Origin of the sequence: Curtobacterium sp. MCBD17_023 (assembly GCF_003224415.1) — a bacterium.
Lineage (GTDB): Bacteria > Actinomycetota > Actinomycetes > Actinomycetales > Microbacteriaceae > Curtobacterium.
In genome coordinates, this window is the sequence record NZ_QKLJ01000012.1 from 38,133 (window position 1) to 59,608 (window position 21,476).

The 21,476-nt window shown below is 71.5% G+C and carries 17 protein-coding genes and 1 tRNA gene; 5 read left to right on the forward strand and 13 right to left on the reverse strand.

Annotation, left to right across the window (positions count from 1 at the left end; genetic code table 11):
- Positions 1-57: 57 nt before the first annotated feature.
- From DEI84_RS12360 to DEI84_RS12390, 7 genes are all read right to left on the reverse strand, one after another.
- Positions 58-2,649, reverse strand: a complete 2,592-nt coding sequence (locus DEI84_RS12360) for a hypothetical protein (protein ID WP_110891041.1) — start codon at positions 2,647-2,649, stop codon at positions 58-60.
- Positions 2,646-4,337: a phosphate ABC transporter substrate-binding protein PstS gene (pstS, locus tag DEI84_RS12365; protein ID WP_258366011.1), complete on the reverse strand. Its 1,692-nt coding sequence runs from the start codon at positions 4,335-4,337 to the stop codon at positions 2,646-2,648. Before pstS ends, DEI84_RS12360 begins: the two co-directional genes overlap by 4 nt.
- Entirely contained in the window at positions 4,334-5,695 is a 1,362-nt protein-coding gene (pstA, locus tag DEI84_RS12370) for a phosphate ABC transporter permease PstA (RefSeq protein ID WP_110891042.1), read from the reverse strand. Before pstA ends, pstS begins: the two co-directional genes overlap by 4 nt.
- A gap of 2 nt (positions 5,696-5,697) precedes the next feature.
- A complete protein-coding gene (gene pstC, locus DEI84_RS12375) occupies positions 5,698-6,675 on the reverse strand; it encodes a phosphate ABC transporter permease subunit PstC (RefSeq protein ID WP_220032714.1) in 978 nt (325 codons plus the stop codon).
- Between the two features lie 381 nt (positions 6,676-7,056).
- Positions 7,057-7,145 (reverse strand) — tRNA-Ser (locus DEI84_RS12380).
- A 318-nt stretch (positions 7,146-7,463) separates the two neighbouring features.
- Positions 7,464-8,150, reverse strand: coding sequence for a GntR family transcriptional regulator (locus tag DEI84_RS12385; RefSeq protein WP_181420445.1), 687 nt, complete (start codon positions 8,148-8,150; stop codon positions 7,464-7,466).
- Between the two features lie 226 nt (positions 8,151-8,376).
- Positions 8,377-9,858 carry an MFS transporter gene (locus DEI84_RS12390; RefSeq protein ID WP_110826002.1) on the reverse strand — a complete coding sequence of 494 codons (1,482 nt, stop codon included), beginning with the start codon at positions 9,856-9,858 and terminating at the stop codon, positions 8,377-8,379.
- Positions 9,859-10,149: 291 nt separating this feature from the next.
- Here DEI84_RS12390 and DEI84_RS12395 point away from each other — a divergent pair, with 291 nt between their 5' ends.
- The 3 genes from DEI84_RS12395 to DEI84_RS12405 all read left to right on the forward strand — a co-directional run bounded on the left by DEI84_RS12395 (position 10,150) and on the right by DEI84_RS12405 (position 14,887).
- The gene (locus DEI84_RS12395) at positions 10,150-11,349 is read left to right on the forward strand and encodes a cobalamin-independent methionine synthase II family protein (protein WP_258371778.1); all 1,200 of its coding nucleotides are present in this window, start codon (positions 10,150-10,152) and stop codon (positions 11,347-11,349) included.
- Positions 11,350-11,420: 71 nt separating this feature from the next.
- Positions 11,421-12,809: a magnesium chelatase gene (locus DEI84_RS12400; protein ID WP_110891044.1), complete on the forward strand. Its 1,389-nt coding sequence runs from the start codon at positions 11,421-11,423 to the stop codon at positions 12,807-12,809.
- Positions 12,810-12,841: 32 nt separating this feature from the next.
- The gene (locus tag DEI84_RS12405; protein WP_110891045.1) at positions 12,842-14,887 is read left to right on the forward strand and encodes a VWA domain-containing protein; all 2,046 of its coding nucleotides are present in this window, start codon (positions 12,842-12,844) and stop codon (positions 14,885-14,887) included.
- Positions 14,888-14,957: 70 nt separating this feature from the next.
- Here the strand turns inward: DEI84_RS12405 and DEI84_RS12410 are convergent, their stop codons facing one another.
- From DEI84_RS12410 to DEI84_RS12420, 3 genes are read right to left on the reverse strand one after another with little or no spacing between them, the layout of a single operon-like run.
- On the reverse strand, positions 14,958-15,788 hold the full coding sequence (locus DEI84_RS12410; protein ID WP_110891046.1) for an SCO1664 family protein: 831 nt from the start codon (positions 15,786-15,788) through the stop codon (positions 14,958-14,960).
- Positions 15,785-16,318: a DUF3090 domain-containing protein gene (locus DEI84_RS12415; protein ID WP_110891047.1), complete on the reverse strand. Its 534-nt coding sequence runs from the start codon at positions 16,316-16,318 to the stop codon at positions 15,785-15,787. Before DEI84_RS12415 ends, DEI84_RS12410 begins: the two co-directional genes overlap by 4 nt.
- Positions 16,319-16,351: 33 nt before the next feature.
- On the reverse strand, positions 16,352-17,062 hold the full coding sequence (locus DEI84_RS12420; RefSeq protein ID WP_110891048.1) for an MSMEG_4193 family putative phosphomutase: 711 nt from the start codon (positions 17,060-17,062) through the stop codon (positions 16,352-16,354).
- 82 nt (positions 17,063-17,144) lie between these two features.
- On the opposite strand from DEI84_RS12420, the gene DEI84_RS12425 reads away from it, so the two are divergent.
- The gene (locus DEI84_RS12425) at positions 17,145-17,573 is read left to right on the forward strand and encodes a BLUF domain-containing protein (RefSeq protein WP_181420446.1); all 429 of its coding nucleotides are present in this window, start codon (positions 17,145-17,147) and stop codon (positions 17,571-17,573) included.
- A gap of 84 nt (positions 17,574-17,657) precedes the next feature.
- A complete protein-coding gene (locus tag DEI84_RS12430) occupies positions 17,658-18,923 on the forward strand; it encodes an AI-2E family transporter (RefSeq protein ID WP_110891050.1) in 1,266 nt (421 codons plus the stop codon).
- Between the two features lie 151 nt (positions 18,924-19,074).
- On the opposite strand, the gene DEI84_RS12435 is transcribed toward DEI84_RS12430, so the two are convergent.
- The 3 genes from DEI84_RS12435 to DEI84_RS12445 form a co-directional block, all read right to left on the reverse strand.
- Positions 19,075-19,722: a ScbR family autoregulator-binding transcription factor gene (locus DEI84_RS12435; protein WP_110825994.1), complete on the reverse strand. Its 648-nt coding sequence runs from the start codon at positions 19,720-19,722 to the stop codon at positions 19,075-19,077.
- A 91-nt stretch (positions 19,723-19,813) separates the two neighbouring features.
- Entirely contained in the window at positions 19,814-20,665 is an 852-nt protein-coding gene (locus DEI84_RS12440; RefSeq protein ID WP_110891051.1) for a helix-turn-helix transcriptional regulator, read from the reverse strand.
- Positions 20,662-21,429 (reverse strand): SDR family oxidoreductase, encoded by a 768-nt coding sequence (locus DEI84_RS12445; RefSeq protein ID WP_110891052.1) that lies wholly within the window; start codon positions 21,427-21,429, stop codon positions 20,662-20,664. Before DEI84_RS12445 ends, DEI84_RS12440 begins: the two co-directional genes overlap by 4 nt.
- Between the last annotated feature and the right edge of the window lie 47 nt (positions 21,430-21,476).

The window sequence follows — 21,476 nt, forward strand, 5'->3', positions numbered from 1 at the left end:
TCCTTTCGTGGGTTCCGACGCGGCCCAGGTGGCAGCAGTCGATGGGGTGGAACGGGGTCACACGTGGGCGGCGGCCAGCATCGCCAGCCTCCGTCCGCGGCGGATCAGGAACGGACCGATGCCGAGGGCCGGCACGCCGGCCCCGAGTGCGGCGGCGAGTCCCATGCGGGTCGCGGCCAGGGGCTGGTCCGTGGTGCGGTGGTCGGGTCCGTCCGCGGCGGCGGCCTGGTCGACGTCGTTCGACGACGGCTCCTGGACGGCCGGGACCTCGGGAGCGGACACCGGACCGGTGGACGTCGAGCCGGTGTCGGTCGTCCCGACGGGCAGCGACTGGTCCTCCGGTGCGGAGGCCGGTGGGGCCTCCGCCTCCGGCGTCTCGCCGGTCCCCGGAGCGGCCGGGGCGGCCTCGGGGCAGGCGGCGGCGACGGCACGGGTGTCGACGAGGTCCGCTGCGACGGTCTCCGCCTGGGTCGTCATGGCGGCGGGCAGCGGCACGTACCCGGCGGGCAGTTCGCCCTGCCGTTCGCCCTGGACCTGCCCCTTGCCCGCCGCGTAGCCGATGAACCCCGCGTAGGCGCGGCGTTCCTCGGGCGTCGCGGCGCAGACGTTGACGGCGGCGTAGCTGAGCATCGACAGCGGGTAGGCGCCGGGGGTGCGGTCGGCCGGGTCCGCGACGACGACCCCGGGGACGGTCGACGCGCGCATCGTGGCGACGCCTGCGGCGACCGACTCGGGTGTCGGTGCGACCGCCTCGCCGGCGCCGTTCACGAGCTTCGCGGTCGGCAGGCCGTAGCGCGCGGCCGACGCGGCGTCCGTGATCGTCAGGACGAACCGGCTGCCGGGTACCTGGGCACCGAGCGAGGTGTAGCCCTTCGGCTGCCCGAACGGGTTCCAGGAGCTCTTCTCGTTCGGGTCGGCCTTGAGGGTGCGGTACGCCCCCTCGTGCATGTCGTTCATGTAGGGACGCATGTCGAGCGTGCCGTAGCCGGTCTCGTCGGGGTCACCGCCCTTCGCGATGGTCAGGTCGGCCTTCGGGAAGCTGTCCACGCTCGTGTCGGTGGCGAGCGCCAGCGACCGGTACGCCGGGTTGATCCGCATCCCCCACTCGTCGGGACGGCCGTCGAGGAACGCGGCCGCCACCGGGTCGGAGCGCAGCCACGACCACACCCGGCCGTTCGCGTCGGCGTTGCCGAGCGCGACCATGAGCCCGGCCGGGGCGGTGTCGCTCTTCGACCCGACGAACGTCGGGTTGAGCGCGAGGAACTCCGGGTCGGTGACGAGGCTGGCCGCGTTCCCCTGCAGGGTCGTGTTCCCGCTGCCACGACCGGGGACGTCGGCCTGGTACGACTGCGTCAGCAGCTTCGCGACGAGGCGGGCGTCGAGCGTCAGGTCGAGGGCCTGGAGGCCGTCACGCACCTTCGCGGGTGCGTCCGGGTACAGGCGGTAGTCGATGGTGAACGCGACCACGACGGCGGACTGCGCGACGGGCGCGTACCGGATGGTGTTCTCCGCCGCGACGGCCTTCGCGAGCGGACTGGTCACGAGGGCGAGACGGGAGGAGCCGTCCACCTCCGAGACGATCTGGTTGGCGGCCTCGCCGTCGCCGATCTGGGAGAACCCGTAGGTGGTCCCGAGGCCGCAGAGTGCCGGTTGCCAGGCGGTGACGGCCTCGGTGGCGGTCTCCGACCCGACCAGTCGCTCCTCGGCGTTGCCGATCGGGCAGGACTGCGCGACGGACTGGAACCCGAGCGGGAACACCACGCGGTTGCGCCACGCGGAGGCCGACAACGGGGACCCGGTCACGCGACCGGCGGCCGTCGAGTCGGCGGTGCTGCCGTCGAGGTTGTGCGAGCCGCGCGGGACGACCACGAGCCAGCAGGACCGGGGCGTGCTCGTGCCGGCGACCTCCTGGCCGCACCCGAGCTGCGGCGCCTCGAGCCCGGACTGCGTCTCGAAGACGACCTGCCCTGTGCCGTCACCCGCCGTGCGACCGGCCGTGACCTCGTTCGAGGTGTTCGCGTCGAACTGCTTGGACAGCTCCGTGGAGGTCTTCGCCAGGGTGCCGTCGACCGCGCGGAACGGCATCCGGTACGCCTTGAGGAACGGGTTCTCGGCGGGCGGTTCGAGCATGAGGTCCGGGTCGGCCTGCTCGCCGACGAGGGTGGTGTCCTGCACGGGGTCGTCGCCGCGGACGAGGTCCCGCTTGGCGGCGCCGACGCCGGTCCGGCTGCTGACAGCGGCCGACGGCGCACCCCACACGCACTGCTGCGGGGAGGGACCGGCCGGGTCGTCGCCCCAGCACTGCATGATCTGCACGTAGTCGGTCGCGTACTCGCTCGGCGAGGTCGTCTTCGCTCCGCTCCAGCTGACCGTGATGCCCTGGTCGGTGAGCTCCTCCGTCTGGCTCACCCGGAAGGTCATCCCCGAGAAGGTCTCGGCGTCCGGGTCGGGCGTGCCGGTGCCCGGGGCCTGACCGCCGCCGAGCGACGCCTGGGCCTCCTCCCACGTCAGGGTCATCGCGGAGCTGTCCGTCGGGGCGGTGGCCGAGGCGGGCGCGGTCACGACGAGCAGGGACCCGGCGACCGTCGTCGTCACGATGCCGAAGGCGAGCGCGGCGGAGCCGAGCCGGACGAGGTGCTGGTTCTTCACTTGCGGACCCTCCGTCGGGAGACGAGCACGCCGATGAACGGCGGCAGCAGCACGAGGGCGAGCAGGGCCGCGACGGCGACGAGCATGAGCGTCTGGCGCGAGCTCCACCCGTGCAGCGCGTCGACGGACACCGGGAGCGCCGCGACGTTCTGGCAGACACCGCTGTCGGCGTCGCACTGCACCGGGGAGCCGTTGCCGACCGCGTTCGCTGCGACACCGGTGCCGCCGGGACCGCCGCTGCCACCGCCGGACAGGGCCTCACCGCCGGAGCCGGAGGCTCCGGAGGACGAGCCTCCGGACGTCGCCGTGGCGCCCTCGCCGGAGCCGCCGGAACCGGACGCGCCCGTCGCTCCCCCGCCCTTCGAGCCGGCCTGGGTCTGCCTCGGCGTCTCGGTGGCCTTCGCGCCGCCGGTGCCCACGGTGCACTGCTCCGCACCGAGCTTGTCGCAGGCCGGAGGCTGCGGGGCCTTGGCCGCCAGCGTGTTCGTGCCGTCCGCCGAGAACGTCGGGTTGTTGCACTTCCGGATGTCGACGTCCTTCGCGACCGCCCCCGGGATCCGGCGCACCTGCTCGAGACCGGCCTGCACCAGGTTGATCGGCAGCGGCGAGTAGCCGAGTACCTCGGCCTGCTGCTGCCCCTCGCACAGGAAGTAGTAGTCGAACGCGGCGAGGGTCTTGCCCTTCGCCGGGGTCAGGCTGGCGTCGGTGGTCGTCGGGATGACCATGTAGGAGTACGACGACAGCGGGTACGTGCGCGCGTCCGCGTTGTCGTAGACGCCGTCGAGCACCTGCGTGAGGTACGCCGAGGAGTTCTTGTCCTCGTTGATCTTCGCCCCGAGGAGCCCGACGGCGACGTTCGAGGCGGTGGGCTCGACGTAGTAGCCCGCCTTGTTGAGCACCTTCGCGACCGGGTATCCGGTCTTCAGTGCGTAGGAGTACTCGACGTACGTGATCGTCCCGACGTTCGCCTTCTGCGCCACGTAGCCGGAGACACCCTGCGAGTTCGGCTGGGCGATGAAGCCCTTGCCCGGGACCGTCGGGTAGTTCGACGTCACGCCGCACGGCAGCGGACGTCCGGCCTGCTTGCAGTACGCGTTCCACTCGGACGGGTACTTCTTGCTCAGCCAGGTGGTGAACTGCGCGGTCGAGCCGGAGCCGTCGGAACGGACGACGGGCACGACCGGACGCTTCGGGAGCTCGAGGCCGGGGTTGTCCGCCTTGATCGCCGGGTCGTCCCAGCTCGTGATCTTCCCCGTGAACACCCCGGCGAGCACCGGACCGGACAGCCGCAGGTTCGTGATCTGCTTGCCACCCGAGCTGAGGTTGTACATGAACGACGTCCCGCCCGCGACGACCGGCATGTAGCCGTACCCCACGGTCGGCGGGTCGTCCGTGACCCCACCGTCCTTGATGCCGTACGGGATCTCGGACACCGCGAAGTCCACCGTGCCGGCCTTGAACTGGTTGCGGCCGTCGGACGACCCCGTGCTCGCGTACCGGACCTTCATGCCGTACTGCTGGACGTTCACCGCCCACTGCTGGATGGCGACGGAGCTCCACGAGGAACCGGCGCCCGAGATGGGCACGTAGTTCTCCGCCGCGCTCGCGGCGGTGGTGGGCAGGGTCGTGAGGGCCAGCACGGCGGCGGCCAGGAGCGCACCGATCGTGCGTCTTCTGCGGGTGGTCACGAGAGGTCCTTCGGGGAGGAGTCGGTCAGGCGGGAGTTGAGGCTGTCCACGTGGCGGTCGACGAACCGGCGGGCGGAACGGACGGCGGGTGCGACGGCGGCCAGACCGCGGCGGACCAGTCGACCGGCGGCACGGATGCGGTCGTTGCGGCGTTCCCGGGTCGCGACGGTCTGCGCACCGATCACGCGGGCGATGACGAACAGCACGAGCACGAGGGACATGAGCACCGCGGCGGCGCCGAAGCCGCGGGCGATCATGTTCGGCTCCGGCGACTTGACGAACTCGAAGATCGCCAGGGGCAGCGAGATCATCGGGCCGTTCGTCGGGTCGATGTTGAGGTCCGGCGCGTACCCGGCGGTGAGCAGCACCGGGCTCGTCTCGCCGATCCCGCGCGCCGTCGCCAGGATGATCGCGGTGACGAGACCGGACCGCGACGTCGGGAGCACGACGCGCCAGACGGTCTGCCACTGCCCCGCGCCCAGCCCGATCGACGCCTCCTTGAGGGTCGACGGGACCAGACGGAGCACGACGTCGGCGGACCGGATCATGATCGGCAGCATCATCACGCTGATCGCGAGGGACGCCGCGAAGCCGGACTTGTCGACGCCGAGCCCGACGATGACGCTCGCGTAGATGAACAGCCCGGCGACGATCGACGGGAGGGCCGTCATCGCCTCGACGATGGTCCGGACGAACCGGGCGAACGGCCCCGGCACCTCGGTGAGGAACAGCGCGGTCGTGATCCCGAGCGGGACGGTGATGAGGAGCGCGATCGAGATCTGGATGAGCGACCCGGCGATGGCGTGCAGCACCCCGCCGGAGGTCATCGGGTCGAGCGGCCCGGTGAGTGCCATGTCCTGCGTGTAGAAGTTCGCGTGCGGCAGGGCCCTGGTGGCCCGGACGACGCTGAACCCGACGACGAAGACGAGTGTGGCGACGACGACGAACGCCAGGGTGTGGACGGCCGCCGACACCACGCGGTCCCGCACCACGGCGGCGTTCTCGGTCGTCGCGACCAGCAGCGCGTAGAACACGAGGAACATCACGTACGCGACGGCGGCGAACGCGATCGGACCGGACACCGGTGCCAGGTCGGTGAAGACCACGACCGTGACGGCGAGGGAGGCCAGGCCCGCGCCGACGTGGCAGAGCAGGTCGCTGATCCGCACCCCGCCGACGCGGCGGTCCTCGGGACCGCGGTCCGGCTCGGAGGCCCGTTCGGCCAGCGGCAGGACGGTGCCGGCTCCGGCACCGGACGGGCCCGCAGCGGTCGGCGGGCTGGTCGGGACCGCTGTGCGGCGGGTCGTGGCGGGCAGGGGCGTCGTGGCGCCCGACGGCGCCTGGGTGATCTCGGTCATGGCTAGCTGCTCGCTCCGGACCGTGAACGGGCGACGACCGCGGACGCGGCGAAGTTGATGCAGAGGGTCATCAGGAAGAGGGTCAGGCCGGCCGCCATCAGGGCGGACATCCCGAACGGGGTCGCGTCGCCGTAGCGGAGGGCGATGAGCGACGACACCGAGCTCGCGCCGGCCTGCAGGACGTGCGGCTGGATGACGAACACCGGCGAGATGATCATGTAGACCGCGATGGTCTCCCCCAGCGCACGGCCCAGTCCGAGCATCGTGCCGCCGATGATCCCGCCGCGGCCGAAGGGCAGCACGACCGAGCGGATCATGCCCCACTTCGTCGACCCGAGGGCGAGCGCCCCCTCCCGCTCGCCGAGCGGTGCCTGCGAGAAGACCTCGCGCATGATCGAGGTGACGATCGGGGTGATCATCAGCCCGACGACGATGCCGGCGATGAAGGTCGACGCCGTGTAGACGGTCGAGGACGCGAGCGGGTCGTCCAGGTCGATCCCCTCGACGCGGAACAGCGGGATCCACCCGAACCACTGCGAGATCCACCGCGACACCGGGGTGATCTGCCCCTGCAGGAAGAAGAACCCCCACAGGCCGTAGACGACGCTCGGGATCGCGGCCATCAGGTCGACCAGCCCGATGAAGAACTTCCGCACACGGGTCGGTGCGTACTCGGTGATGTAGAGCGCGGTGCCGAGGGACAGCGGGACGGCGAGGGCGATCGCGACACAGGCGATGAGGATCGTGCCGACCAGGACGGCCGCGATGCCGAAGCGGTGGGCATCCGGGTCCCAGGCCTGCGTGGTGAGGAAGCTGAAACCGGCGACGCGGAGGGCCTCGGAGGCGCGGAACGCCAGGAACAGGCCGACCAGCGACATGATCGTGAGGACCGCGACCCCGCCAGCACGGGCGATGAACCGGAACCTGACGTCCGACGGGTCCCGCACGACCGTGAGGAGGCGGGGCGAATCTGTGGACAACGTGATCCTTCGGGAATCCGGGGCAGCTGCTCGGGCGACCGACGGAGTGCTGCTCTCCGGTTCGGCGGCATCACAGTGGCAGTCGGATGGCGAACCGCAGCCCTCCCGAGATCAACTGATCCGTGACCCGGAAATGAACAACAGGGGACTCCTAGCGGATTCTGGGGAATCTCCGATGCACCAGTCCCCGGATCGGGGGTCAGGATCTGTCCCCCGGGGTACGCGGACCGCGGGCATCCTGCAGGTCCGCGGCAAAGCCCTGGTCAGGAGGCAGTTTCGTTCCGGGTGCTAACTTGTTCCGCGTCGTAGCCCGCGCACCGAGGAGCTCGGCCGACGACGAAGCCCCGGTCCGCTGCTGCGGAACCGGGGCTTCGAGGAGTGCGGAGACGGAGGGATTTGAACCCTCGGTCCCCTAGAGGGGACTCCACCTTAGCAGGGTGGTGCACTCGGCCTGACTATGCGACGTCTCCAGGTGCCTGACGGCACTCCCACCACCATACAGGAGGACGAGGGCCGGGACGAAACGGCCCGTCAGCGCTCCACCTGACCCTGGGCGCGGTCGGTCCCCCGAAGTGGGGACGGCGGGGGCTTGCCAGCGTGTACCCCGCTGCATAGTCTCGTCGGGACGTGGCGATCACATTCCGGGGCATCCGTGCCCTGTCGCTACGACACAGCACCCAGACGTCGCTCCCCGTGGCCTGGGCCCGGCGTCCCCGATCGCCCGGTGCCCGCCCGGGGAGCGACGTCGTCTCTGCCAGCACGCAGCAGCGACCGCGTGCCCGGCGGCACTAGGCGGACTCCGCGCTCCGAAACCGTTCGGGCAGGGCGATGAGGAGTTCGGCGAGCTCGATCAAGCGGGCCGCACACCGGAGGACGTCGTCGGCCAGGGCAGCGGCACGGGCCGCCTTGACCAGGTGCATGCGACTGGTCCAGTCCGCGGCGACGTCGATGCCGTTCGCGCGGGCGATGTCGTCCGTGTGGAAGACGTCGAGCACCGGCTGCTGCGACCGGAGCCAGTCCGCGCTCACCGGTGCTCCCGAGCGGCGGAGCACCCACACGGCGAGTTCGACGAACGCCCCCGCCTCGGACTGGCAGTCGCGCAGGACCACGGCGTCGAACGGCTCGTCGGTGGGCGCACAGCTGGTCGGCGGGTCGACGAGCATCGACCGGGCGATGCGCGTGCGCTCCACCATCTGCCCGACGGTCCACGGCGCGATGACGACGCCGACGTACCGCTGGACGACCACGAGCCGCATGGCCTCCAGCGGGACGAGGGCTTCACGGACGGGCGTCCGCGAGACCTGCATGTCGTCCGCCAGCGCATCGAGCCGGAGGCGCTGGCCGCGCCGGTAGTCACCGCGCAGGATGCTCCGGAGCATCCGCGCGAAGACGGCGTCGCGCAGCAGGTTGCGCGGGACGGCGATGGGGTCGCCGGCATGGGCGACATCACGATCGGGGCGCAGGAGGCCGGTCATCACGTCACCGTCACGCATGGCGGCCCTGACGGGACACCACCCCGACGGCACGGTGGACAACGGCCCTGTTCAGTTGCATGTGGAGGGCGACGGCCCGTTCGGCCGTCGCCCGTCGTCCATTCGTCGTTCTCGCGTTCCGCATGGTGCCTCCGTGACCACGGCCCTCCAGGACGGGCCGTGGCCACGAGGATCACAGGACGTGACGCTCACCGCTAAACATGTTGCATCAGGAGTTTCGCGAGGACGACGCCCCCGCCCCGTCCTTCGCGGTCAGGACGGACAGCGGCTGCGTGATGTCCTCGAGTCCCTTCCGCGCGGCGTCGACCCCGAACACGAGTGCCACGACGCCGCCGAGGACCATCACCCCGGACCCGAGCAGGTAGCCCCAGAAGAGCGGCTCGCGCGACGACCCGTCCCCGATGAAGGCGCCGTAGACCAGCGGAGCGATCGCGCCGAAGACCTGCGCGAGGGCGAAGAAGTACGAGATCGCCTGCGACCGGAGTTCGAGCGGGAAGATCTCGCTCACCGTCAGGTAGGCGCTCGACGCTCCGGCCGACGCGAAGAAGAACGACACGCACCAGAACGCGACCTGGACGGTGGCGCTGATGGCGTCGGCGCGGAACAGGAACGCAGAGGTCGCGAGCACGAGCCCGGACACCAGGTACGTCAGGAAGATCATCTGCCGCCGACCCCAGGTGTCGAAGAACCGGCCGAGGATGAGCGGACCGAGCAGGTTGCCGATCGCGAACGGGAAGAAGTACAGGCTCGTCTGCGCGGTCTCCATGTCGAAGAAGTTCGTCAACACCAACGCGTACGTGAAGAAGATCGCGTTGTACAGGAACGCCTGCGTGATCATCATGGTCGCGCCGACCAGCGTGCGGGTCGGGTACTGCTTGAGCAGCACGCGGGCGATGGTGAGGAACCCGACGCGGTCCATCGGCGTCACGGTCATCGCCTTCGACTGCGGCACCACTTCGAGCTTCCGCCCCGACTCCCGCTCGACCTCGGCCTCGATGCGCGAGACGGTCTCCTCCGCCTCCTGCTCCTTGCCGTGGGTCATCAGCCACCGGGGACTCTCGGGGATGTGCCGACGCAGGAAGATGATCGCGATGCCGAGCACCGGGCCGAGGAAGAACCCGATCCGCCATCCGACGTCCTCGGCGAAGTGCGCGGTGTCGAGCAGGTAGATGTTCGCGGCCGCGCCGAGTGCCGCGCCGCCCCAGTAGGTGCCGTTGATGGCGATGTCGACGTGCCCGCGGTACTTCGACGGGATCAGCTCGTCGATCGCCGAGTTGATCGCCGCGTACTCACCACCGATCCCGAGCCCGGCGACGAAGCGGAACACCGCGAGGAACCAGAAGTCCTGCGCCAGGCCCGCGACGCCCGACCCGATGAGGTAGATCGCGAGCGTCAGGATGAAGAGCTTGCGTCGACCGAGCCGGTCGGACATGCGTCCGAAGACCAGGGCACCGACGACCTGGCCGACCAGGTAGACACTGCCGAGCGACGTCACGTCCTGGTTCGACAATCCCAGGTCCGCCTTGAAGCCGGCGTTGGAGACGATCTGGATCTCGAGTCCGTCCAGGATCCACGACACCCCGAGGCCGACCACGACGCTCCAGTGGAACTTGGTCCACGGGAGCCGGTCCATCCTCGCCGGGACCAGGCTCGTGACCGTGCCGTCCCTCGTTCCGCTGGCGCTCGTCATGCGCATGCTCCTCCCGCGGCGGACGCCCTCGGCCTGCCGCAAGGCAGGACCGTACGCCTGCGCCACCGCCCGGGTTCTCGGCCAGGACGTGCGTATCGACCGCGCCCGTCGACCGGCAGGAGGGGGTCGAGCGGGGCGGAGCCGGATCCCCCTATGTCGATCAGGCTCCGCCGCTCTGGCCTCATCCTCCAGGATGCTAGGGATCCTCACAACTCCCGGATCGCTCGGACCGCCGGCCGGGAGGCCCGTGGCGGACCCCGCCACGAGCCTCCCGGCCAGTAGCGTGGTCGCGTGCCGCTGCAGAACTCGACCGACCGCATCCTCACGACCCACACCGGTTCGCTCCCCCGGACGCCGGAGCTGACCGCCCTCTTGGTGGCCCGTGACCAGGGGAAACCCTTCGACGAGCGGGCACTCGGCGAGGAGACGGCCGCCGTGCTCGCCGCGACCGTGGACGCGCAGCTCGATGCCGGGCTCGACGTCGTGAACGACGGCGAGGTCCCCCGCGTCGGGTTCTCGACCTACATCCGCGAACGACTGACCGGCTTCGGCGGGACCGGCCACCGCAAGCCGACGCTCGACTCGGTGAAGTTCCCCGGGTACGCCGCGTTCCAGGCGCGACAGATCGACGAGGGTGCCGAGTTCGCCCGTGTGTGGGACACCCCGGTGGCGCAGGGCCTGCTGCAGTACGACGCGGAACGGACCGGGATCCGCGAGGACCTGGACGGGTTCGAGCGCGAACTGGCGCGGAACGCCGCGGCCGGACGTGTTCCTGAGGGGACCTTCATCTCCGCCGCGACGCCCGGCATCGTCGCCACGACCCTGCTGCTCGACGACGCCAACCCGCACTACGCCGACCACCGCGAGTACGTGTTCGCCCTCGCCGAGCAGCTCCGGGTCGAGTACGAGGAGATCGTCGCCCGCGGCCACGTGCTCCAGCTCGACGCCCCCGACCTGGCGATGGAGCGCGTGATCCACTTCGGCGACGCGACCCTCGACGAGTTCCTCGCGGCGGTGGACCTGCACGTCGACGCCCTCAACCACGCCCTGCGGAACATCCCGAAGGAGCGGACCCGACTGCACGTCTGCTACGGCAACTGGCAGGGTCCGCACCAGGACGACGTGCCGGTCGACGTGCTGCTCCCGCACCTGTACCGGGCAGGAGTCGGGTCCTTCAGCATCCCGTTCGGCAACCCGCGGCACGCGCACGAGTTCCCGGCGTTCCGCGACCTGCCGCTGCCCGAGGACGCCGTGCTCGTGCCGGGCGTCATCGACGTGACGACGAACTACCTCGAACACCCGCAACTCGTCGCGAACCGCATCGTCGAGGCCGCCGAGGCGGTGGGCGACCCCACCCGTGTCATCGCCGGCACGGACTGCGGACTGGCGACCTTCGCGAGCTACGAGTTCGTCGCGTCGGACGTCGCGTGGGCGAAGCTGCGCGCGCTCACCGAGGGCGCCGAGATCGCGTCGCGCCGCCTGTTCGGCTGACCCCGCTCCGGCGGACGCGGCCCGCGGCCGGAGGGTCGCCAGCGTCGGCGGGCAGGCGTACCGTGGCGCCCGTGAACCGACCTGACATCTCCACGGTCGGCGAGCTCCGCGCTGCTGGGCACGTCCAGAAGTCGGTCCGCGCCGAGATCCGCGACAACCTGCTGACCGCCCTCCGCGAGGGCCGCGACCCCTGGCCCGGCCTGCACGGCTTCCGGACCACCGTCATCCCGCAGCTCGAGCGCGCTCTCATCGCGGGGCACGACGTCGTCCTGCTCGGCGAGCGCGGCCAGGGCAAGACCCGACTGCTCCGCACGATGAACGGCCTGATGGACGAGTGGACGCCGGTCATCGCCGGGTCCGAGCTCGGCGAGCACCCGTACGAACCGATCACCACGGCGAGCATCCGTCGCGCGGAGGACCTCGGCGACGCGCTGCCGGTCTCGTGGGTGCACCGCGACGAGCGCTACGTCGAGAAGCTGGCGACGCCGGACACCTCCGTCGCGGACCTCATCGGCGACGTCGACCCGATGAAGGTCGCGGAGGGCCGCAGCCTCGGCGACCCCGAGACGATCCACTTCGGTCTCATTCCCCGCGGACACCGGGGCATCGTCGCGATCAACGAGCTGCCCGACCTCGCCGAGCGCATCCAGGTCGCGATGCTCAACGTGATGGAGGAGCGGGACGTCCAGATCCGCGGGTACGTCCTCCGGCTGCCCCTCGACGTGCTCATCGTCGCGAGCGCGAACCCCGAGGACTACACGAACCGCGGGCGGATCATCACGCCGCTCAAGGACCGCTTCGGTGCGGAGATCCGCACGCACTACCCGATCGAACTCGAGGACGAGATCGCGGTGATCCGGCAGGAGGCCCAACTCACCGCCGACGTCCCGGACCCGCTCATCGAGATCCTCGCTCGCTTCACCCGGGCGCTCCGGGAGTCGAGCGCCGTCGACCAGCGCAGCGGCGTCAGCGCCCGCTTCTCGATCGCCGGGGCGGAGACCGTGTCGGCGGCGGCCGTGCACCGCGCCGCCCGACAGGGTGAGCCCGAGGCGGTCGCCCGTCCGATCGACCTCGAGACCGCGGTCGACGTGCTCGGCGGCAAGATCGAGTTCGAGTCCGGGGAAGAGGACCGCGCCGACGAGGTGCTCGAACACCTGCTCCGCACGGCGACCGCGGAGACCGTCCGCTCACGCTTCCGCGGGCTCGACTTCGGTGTCCTCGTGGACGCGCTCGAGGCCGGCACGATGGTCACCACGGGCGAGCAGGTCAGTGCACGGGACTTCCTCGCCGGTCTGCCGTCGCTCGGCGAGTCAGACCTGTACGACCAGATCGGTGAACGCGTCGGTGCCACGAACGACGGCGAGCGGGCGGGCGCCGTGGAGTTGGCGCTCGAGGGGCTGTTCCTCGCCCGCCGCATCAGCAAGGAGTCCGGCGGGGGCGAAGCAGCGTATGGGATCTGACGTCGTGGGCCCGAACAGCGGCGGGGTGTCCCGTGGCTAGTCGACCGAACCGTCGTCTCAGCCGGGACAGCCGCTACGGCAAGTACGAGGGCGGGCCGGACCCGCTGGCACCGCCCGTCGACCTCGCCGAGGCGCTCGACGCCATCGGCGAGGACGTCATGGCCGGCACCTCCCCCGAGCGCGCGATGCGGGAGTTCCTCCGCCGCGGGGGCCGCACGCAGCGCGGGCTCGACGACCTGGCTCGGCTCGTCGCCGAGAAGCGCCGGGAGCTCACCAGCCGGAACAACCTCGACGGCACGCTGCAGGAGGTCAGACGGCTCCTCGACGAGGCCGTCCTCGCCGAGCGCGGACAACTCGCGCGCGACACCGCGATGGACGACGGCGACCGGGCACTCGCCGAGATGCAGCTCGAGAGCCTGCCGGCGTCACCCGCGGCCGCGGTGCGCGAGCTCAGCAGCTACGACTGGAAGAGCCCCGCGGCCCGGCAGCAGTACGAGCAGATCAAGGACCTGCTCGGCCGCGAGATGCTCGACCAGCGCTTCGCGGGCATGAAGCAGGCGCTCGAGAACGCCACCGACGACGACCGGACCGCGGTCGCGCAGATGATGCAGGACCTCGACGACCTGCTCGACGCGCATCGCCGCGGCGAGGACACGCAGGAGCAGTTCGACGCGTTCATGCGGCAGCACGGTGACCAGTTCCCGAGCAACCCGCAGGACGTCGACGAGCTCCTCGACGACCTCGCCGCCCGCGCCGCCGCCGCCCAGCGGATGCGGAACTCGATGACACAGGAGCAGCGCGACGAACTCGACGCCCTCGCCGAACAGGCGTTCGGCTCGCCGGCGCTGATGGGCGCGCTCTCCCGACTGGACGAGAACCTCCGCGCGCTGCGCCCCGGCGAGGACTGGGGCGGGTCCGAGGGCATGGACGGCGAGCAGGGCCTCGGGCTCGGCGACGGCACCGGGATCTTCCAGGACATCGCGGACCTCGACGCCCTCGCCGACCAGCTCGCGCAGGTCGGTCCGGGCTCCGAACTCGACGACCTGGACCTCGACGCCCTCGCGAAGCAGCTCGGCGACCAGGCCGCCGTGGACGCCCGCACCCTGCAGCAGCTCGAGAAGGCGCTGCGGAACTCCGGGTCGATGCGCCCCGGCACGGACGGGCAGCTCCGGCTCACCCCCAGGGCCATGCGGCAGCTCGGGAAGAGCCTGCTCAAGGACGTCGCCGAGCGGATGTCCGGTCGGCAGGGCGCGCGTGACCTCCGCCGGGCCGGAGCCGCCGGTGACCGTTCGGGCTCGACGCGTCCGTGGGAGTTCGGCGACACCGAGCCGTGGGACGTCACGCGCTCGATCACGAACGCCCTGACCAGGACCGCGGGCGACGGAGCGCGGACCGGTGCCGGTGTGCGCCTGCAGATCGAGGACGTCGAGGTGCAGGAGACGGAGGCCCGCACGCAGGCCGCCGTCGCGCTGCTCGTCGACACCTCGTTCTCGATGGCGATGGAGGACCGGTGGGTCCCGATGAAGCGGACCGCACTGGCCCTGCACACGCTCATCTCCACCAGGTTCCGCGGGGACGACCTGCAGCTCATCGCCTTCGGCCGCGAAGCCGAGGTGATGGACGTCGAACAGCTCGTCGGCCTCGACGCGATGTGGGACAAGGGGACGAACCTGCACCACGCCCTGCTGCTCGCGAACCGGCACTTCCGGAAGCACCCGAACGCGCAGCCGGTCCTGCTCATCGTCACCGACGGCGAGCCGACGTCGCACCTCGAGCCGAACGGGCAGGTGTACTTCAGCTACCCGCCGGACCCGGTGACCATCGCCCTGAGCGTCCGCGAGTTGGAGAACGCCCACCGTCTCGGCGCGAAGACGACGTTCTTCCGCCTCGGCGACGACCCCGGTCTGGCACGCTTCGTCGACGGCATGGCCCGCCGCGTCGACGGCACGGTGACCGCGCCGGAGAACGAGGACCTCGGCGTCGCGGTGGTCGGCTCCTACCTGGGGGCCAGGCGCGGGTCCGGCTCGGCCTCCGGCGACGACGGGCTGTGGGGCAGCGCCTTCGGGCGCTTCGCCTGAGCGGCGACGGGACCGACAGGTGCCGGCTGCCGGACGGGAGGCGCGCCTCCCGGCCGGCGACCGGCCAGCGTCAGAAGACGGGCCAGGGCACGGCCGGCCCGGACCCGGCCGGCGGCGGGAACGCCCGCACCGCGGCGAGTGCGGCGCACCGACCGCGGAGGGCGGACAGCTCGTCGTCCGTCAGGTGCTCCCGGAGGGTCTCGCCGAGCTCGCCGCGCAGCGCCTCGGACAGCCGCTGGAGCCCGGCGACCTCGTCGTCGGTGAGCGGCTCGCCGATCCATCCCCAGAGCACGGTCCGGAGCTTGTGGTCGGCGTGGAAGGTCAGACCGTGGTCGACGCCGAAGCGGTGACCGTCCGGCATCGCGAGGACGTGACCGCCCTTGCGGTCCGCGTTGTTCGTGACGACGTCGAAGACCGCCATCCGCCGGAGCACGGCCGTGTCCTCGTGCACCAGGGTGACCGCCTGCTCGTTCTCGTCGACGGCGTCGAGCACCTCGCGCACGGTCCCCTCGGCGACCGCGGCCGCGGCCTCCTCGCTCGGGAGCAGGTCGACGGCGTCCTGCGCCGGGTCGATGTCCTGCCACCGCTGGACCATGCCGGGACCGAAGGGGCCGTCACCGAGCCAGGTCGGCGGGACGACGTTCCACCCGAGGGCCTCGGAGACCAGGTAGGCGGACACCTCGCGGCCGGCGAGCGTGCCGTCCGGGAAGTCCCACAGCGGCTTCTCGCCCTCGATCGGCTTGTACACGACGTTCTCGCCGTCGAGCCGGGCGATGAAGGTGGCGTTCGACGCTTCGCGGATGCGTCCGGTGATCCGGAGCTCTCCCGGTGCGCTCGGCACCGCGGCGCTGGCGGCGTCGAGGCCGGTGGAGCCGTCACCGCTGCCGCGCTGGTCCGTCATCCGAGTTCGGGCGGGTTCGGCCGACCGGCTGCGACGACCTCCCGGGTCCGCTCGACGAACGCACGGGCGGTGCCGACCGGGATCTTGACCTGCAGGAGTTCGGTCGGCTCGGGGAGTTCGACGACCGCTTCGACCTCGTCGCCGTCGCCGGTGGTCTCGGTGAAGACCTCGAGGTCCTCCTCGATCGGGTAGGCCTCGATGACCACCTGCGCGGTCGCGGGGTCGAACCCGAGGCTCAGGGCACCGGCGCGGAACTCGGGCTCGACCGGTTGGTCGAGGGGGTCGCCGTCACGGAGTTCGGCGGGTGCGGCGTCGGGGACGCTGAAGCGGTTGTCCTCCACCGTCGCGACCTCGTCGAGGAGTTCGTCGATCTTGTCGGCGAGGACGGCCGACTGTTCCTTCTCGATGGCGACGCTCACGACGCGGCGGCCGTCGCGGGCCTGGATGTAGAACGACCGCTCGCCCGGGAGCCCGATCGTTCCGACGACGAGTCTGTCCGGCCAGTCGAAGCCGTGGACGATGGGGGGCATACCCGCATTGTAGGAGCGACCGCCTCCGTCCGTTCAGGGAGTCGGTCGCTCGGTGTCCTCGTGCCCCGCGCCGCCACCGACCGGTGCATCCCCCGTCGGCGCCGCTGCCCGTGCCAACCACGAGAGGTCACCCGACTCGGTGTTCGTCGCGACGACCTCGGGCCGCTGCTCGCCGTACCGGACGATCGACACCGAGGCCGGCCCGACGGCGATGCGCTGGAAGAGGTCGAGGTGCATGCCGAGCGCGTCGGCGAGGACGGACTTGATGATGTCGCCGTGGCTCACCGCGACCCAGACCGCATGCGCGCCGTGCTCGGCCTCGATCTGCGCGTCGAGGCGCCGGACCGCCGCGACCGCCCGGGACTGCATGGTCTGCATCGACTCCCCGCCCGGGAAGACCACGGCGCTCGGGTTCGCCTGCACCACCCGCCAGAGCGGCTCCTTCGCGAGGTCGCTGATCGTCCGGTTCTGCCAGTCGCCGTAGTCCGCCTCGATGATGCCCCGCTCGACGAGCTGCTGCGGCTCGCCCGACTGGAAGGCCGTGATCGCGCGGGCCGTCTGTCGGCAGCGCTCCAGCGGACTGGACACGACCGCGGCGAGCGGCACCGCGGCGATCCGCTCGGCGGTCGCAGCCGCCTGGCGCTTGCCGACGGAGTCGAGGGCGACGCCGGCGGTCCGGCCCGCGAGGAGTCCGGTCGCGTTCGCGGTGGTGCGCCCGTGCCGGACGAGGAGGACGGTCGCCATGGGGACGATCCTAGGCGCGCCCGACGGTGCGACCAGCGGACAGGCACGTGCGCGCGATCCGCGGACCCGCGAGAATCGAGGTGTGTTGGTCTCCATCGTCTACATGAGCGTCGCGACGCACGAGTTCCGGGAGGACGAGCTCGCCGAGATGCTCGCCGGTGCACGCCTGCGCAACGATGCGCTCGGCGTCTCCGGGCTGCTCGTCGTCAAGGGCGGCCGGTTCATGCAGCTCCTGGAGGGCCCGGCGTGGAGCGTGGACGACCGGTTCGCCGCGATCGAGCGGGACCCGCGCCACCACACGATCCGGTCGTTGATCCGTGAGGACATCGAGCACCGCCGGTTCGACGGCTGGTCGATGGCGTACCGCGGCCTCGACGACGCCGACATCGCGGCCGAGGAGGGCTTCAGCCCCTTCCTGTCCGGCACGCTCGAGTTCGCGCCGTCCTTCGACCGCACGAGCGCCGCCTGGCTCCTGAAGTGGTTCCGCGACCGGGACCTGGTCGAGGACTGACACCTCCCGTCCACAGGTACGCACTGTCCACCGCGACGCGCTCCACCGCGGCGCGCTCACCGTTCTGTCTGTACGGTCGGCGACATGCCGTTCTTCCGTTCCACCCCAGCCCCGCCCGCGACTCCCCCGACGGAGCCGTTGACCGGCGCACGGGCCGCGTGGTCCGACTCGTTCGGCAAGCTCGCGACCCGGTGCCTCCAGGTCATCATCATCCTGGTCATCGTCGCGGGCATCGTGTACGCGAGCCAGGTGCTCAGCGTCGTCACGATCCCGGTGCTCCTGGCGCTCATCATCGCCTCGGCCATGCACCCGGTCGTCTCCTGGCTCCGTCGGCACGGCTTCCCGTCCGTCTTCGCGACGCTGACGGTGCTCCTCGGTGTCCTCGTCGTGCTCGGACTGCTCGGCTACCTGATCGTCGTCGCCGTCGAGAACCAGTGGTCGAGCCTGCAGAAGTCCGCCGTGCAGGGGTTCCAGCAGCTGCAGGACTTCAGCACGACCCTGCCGTTCGCGGTCTCCGACTCGCAGGTGGACGACGCGGTGAAGACCGCGACGGACTTCGTCACGAGCGCGCAGTTCGGCTCGGGCGCACTCGCCGGTGCCTCCGCCACCGCGAACTTCCTCACCGGCCTCGTGCTGATGATCGTCGTGCTGTTCTTCTTCCTCAAGGACGGGCCCCGCATCTGGGAGTTCCTGCTCCGTCCCTTCACCGGCGCCTCGTACACCCGCGCCCGCCGCGTCGGTGACCGCGTCGTCTCCACCCTGGGCGGCTACGTCCGTGGCACCGCCACCGTCGCGGCCGTCGACGCGATCGGCATCGGGGTGGGCATCGCCATCGTCGGTGTCCCCCTCGCCCTGCCCCTGGCCGTCATCGTGTTCATCACGGCGTTCATCCCGATCGTCGGCGCCACCGCGGCGGGCATCCTGGCCGCGCTGGTCGCCCTCGTCGCGCTCGGTCCGGTCCAGGCGCTGTTCGTGGTCGGCATCGTCGTGGTCGTCAACCAGCTCGAGGGCAACTTCCTCCAGCCGGTGCTCATGGGCAAGACGCTCCGCCTACACGGTCTGGTCATCCTGATCGGCCTGACCGCCGGCACCGTGCTGGCCGGCATCACCGGCGCGATCATCTCGGTGCCGCTCCTCGCCGCCGCGTGGGGTGCGGTGAAGGTCTGGGACGGCCCGGACCTGGCCGCCGAGCCGTGGCGTCAGAAGCGTTCCGAGGACGTCGAGGACCACGAGCGCGCGAACAAGCGCGCGAAGCGTCGCGAGAAGGCACAGAAGGCCCGCACGGAACGCCGCGAGAAGGCGGAGAAGGCCCGCGCGAAGCAGGCCGCGAAGGCCGCCAAGGCGGACTGACGCCGCCACCGGCTCCGGACAGGAGGCCCGGACCAGCCCGCCGGGGCCGGTCCGGGCCTCCTGTGCTTCCGCGCTCTCGCCCGTGGTGCTCACTCTCGCGGCTGCACGATGCGTGCCGTCGGTCGCGGTGGTCGCGCCCGAGGCGTCGGTGTCAGACCGGCGGGCAGGCGAACGAGCGGTCGACGACCGCCAGCAGGCGGGCGCGGTGGGCCGGGGCCACGCAGGCGTGGGCGAGCACGCGCCACATCGTCCCGACCGCCGGGAGCAGGTCCGTCCGGGCAGCACGGACGTCCGAGACGAGCTGCACGCCGGTGAACCACGGCACGACGGTGGCGCCGAGCGCATCGGCGCTGACGGTCGAGTCGACCTCGCCCGCGGCGACGGCGAGCCGGAAGACGTCGACGACGCTCGCGATCCACTGGTCGTAGAAGGCGGAGGTGGCGCCGGAGAAGACGCGGTTCTCGAGCGAGAGCCGGATGCCGGCACGCACCACGGGGTCCTCGAGCAGGAGCCCGGCGATCGTCCGCGACGCCACGACGAGCCCGCCGAGCGGTGAGGGGTCGGCGAACGTGACGGCGGCGAAGGTCCGGGCGTTCTGCTCGTCGATCACGCCGAGCGCGATCGCCTGCTTCGTCCGGAAGTGGAAGTGGATCGCGCCCTGGCTGACCCCGGCTGCCTTGGCGATCCCGGCGATGCTCGCGGCCCCGAATCCCTCCCGGTCGAACTCGACGGCCGCCGCGTCGAGGATCGCGGTCCTGCGGTCGGTCCCGCGTCCGGGCACGGAGGTCGGCATCGTCATGGTCTTCGTTCCCCCGTGGTCCCTGGTGCTGGGCGTGGACAGAACGACCGGTGCACGCCTGCGACAACGTTACCCCGGAAGCGAAGACTCCTCACACCACTGACTGCGGCGGTGCCTCCTGCGTCAGCGCCGCGAGCAGCCCGAGCCGCTCGGCGCTCTCGCTCCCCGGGTCCGCGTAGTAGAGCACGAGGACGAGGCCCTCGACCGGCAGCTTGTCCCGGTGCAGGTGCAGCTCGCCGACGACCGGGTGCTCGACCGTGACCGACCCGCCCTCGAGCGCCCGGACGTCCTGACGCGCCCAGAGCTGCCGGAAGCGTCCGCTCGCGAGCGACAGCTCGCCCACGAGTTCGACGACCCGCTGGTCCTGCACGTCGTCCGCGACCGACCGCCGGAACGCCCCGACGAACTGCGCGACCGCACGGTCCCAGTCGCGGTGGAACGCCCGCTCCTCGGGGTCGAGCAGCAGCGACCGCAGTCGGTTCGCACCGACCCGGAGTCGGGGCGAGAACGCGGTCGCGAGGTCGTTCGCCGCCAGGACGTCGAACGCGCGCCCCTCGATGAACGCGGGGACGTCGAGCGCGGCGAGGAGTGCGTGCAGCCGTGCGGGGACCCGCTCGGCGCTCCGACGGGGGCGACTCCGGCGGACGGGCTCGGCGAGGTGCCGGAGGTGCGCCTGTTCGACGTCGTCGAGCCGGAGCACGCGGGCGAGTGCGTCGAGGACCTGCGGCGACGGGTGCGTGTCCCGACCCCGCTCGAGTCGGAGGTAGTAGTCGGTGCTGACACCCGCGAGCATGGCGACCTCCTCGCGGCGGAGGCCCGGCACGCGGCGGAGCCCGCCGCCCGGGATGCCGGCCTGCTCGGGTGTCACGAGCCCACGTCGTGCCTGCAGGTACGCGCCGAGCAGGTTCGTCGGGGCGTCGTCCGGGCCTCCGCCTGCGGTCATGCGGCCGTCCCGGTCCGGCCGGGCAGCGTCGCGAGCGCGCGCGACCGCTGCGCGACGAGGTCGTCGTAGGTGCCGTCGCGTTCCGCCCACCGGTGCATGAGGACACCCTGCACCAGGACCTCGTGCGGCGTCGGGTCCTGTGCCAGGAGCGTCATCACCTCGGCGCCGAACGCCCCGAGGTCGAGCGCGTTCGGGTTGCTGGTCCCCATGCTCGTGGCGACCGCCGGCGGCACGAGCTCGGCGACGTCGACACCCGTCCCGGCGAGCTGTGCACGGAGCGCCTCGCTGTAGGCGTGGACGGCCGCCTTCGAGGCACCGTACGAGGCCATGAGCGGGAAGGGCAGGAAGCCGATGCCCGAGCTCACGGTGACGATCGTGCCGCTCCCCTGCGCGAGCAGGTGCGGGGTGAAGGCGTCGACGACCCGGATGGTGCCGAGCACGTTGACGTCGATCGTCCGCTCGGCATCGGCGAAGTGCGCCGGGTCGCGGAGGTCCTCGGGGAGCCCGACGCCGGACATCGTGACGACGGTGTCCAGATCGGGCAGGAGGTCGAGCACGGAGTCGCGTGCGGCTGCGACCGACGCCGTGTCGGTGACGTCGACCGCCACGGTGCCGAAGCCCTCGGCACGGAGCTGGTCGAGCAGGTCGGTCCGGCGGCCGCCGATGACGACCGAGCTGCCGGCGTCCCGGAAGCGCCGGGCGAGTTCGAGGCCGATGCCGGAGGTGGCACCGACGATGACGACTGAGCGAGTGGTGATGTCCATGCCTCGACGCTAGGTCGCCGCTGCGGACGGTCCCGGGGCCCCCGGAG

Bases quoted from the DNA above. Each gene is read 5' to 3' on its own strand.
- DEI84_RS12445 (WP_110891052.1), bottom strand. From the start codon at position 21,429: ATGGACATCACCACTCGCTCAGTCGTCATCGTCGGTGCCACCTCCGGC.
- DEI84_RS12385 (WP_181420445.1), bottom strand. From the start codon at position 8,150: ATGACCGGCCTCCTGCGCCCCGATCGTGATGTCGCCCATGCCGGCGAC.
- DEI84_RS12435 (WP_110825994.1), bottom strand. From the start codon at position 19,722: ATGACGATGCCGACCTCCGTGCCCGGACGCGGGACCGACCGCAGGACC.
- DEI84_RS12415 (WP_110891047.1), bottom strand. From the start codon at position 16,318: ATGCCCCCCATCGTCCACGGCTTCGACTGGCCGGACAGACTCGTCGTC.
- DEI84_RS12410 (WP_110891046.1), bottom strand. From the start codon at position 15,788: ATGACGGACCAGCGCGGCAGCGGTGACGGCTCCACCGGCCTCGACGCC.
- DEI84_RS12420 (WP_110891048.1), bottom strand. From the start codon at position 17,062: ATGGCGACCGTCCTCCTCGTCCGGCACGGGCGCACCACCGCGAACGCG.
- DEI84_RS12390 (WP_110826002.1), bottom strand. From the start codon at position 9,858: ATGACGAGCGCCAGCGGAACGAGGGACGGCACGGTCACGAGCCTGGTC.
- DEI84_RS12430 (WP_110891050.1), top strand. From the start codon at position 17,658: ATGCCGTTCTTCCGTTCCACCCCAGCCCCGCCCGCGACTCCCCCGACG.
- pstA (WP_110891042.1), bottom strand. From the start codon at position 5,695: ATGACCGAGATCACCCAGGCGCCGTCGGGCGCCACGACGCCCCTGCCC.
- DEI84_RS12440 (WP_110891051.1), bottom strand. From the start codon at position 20,665: ATGACCGCAGGCGGAGGCCCGGACGACGCCCCGACGAACCTGCTCGGC.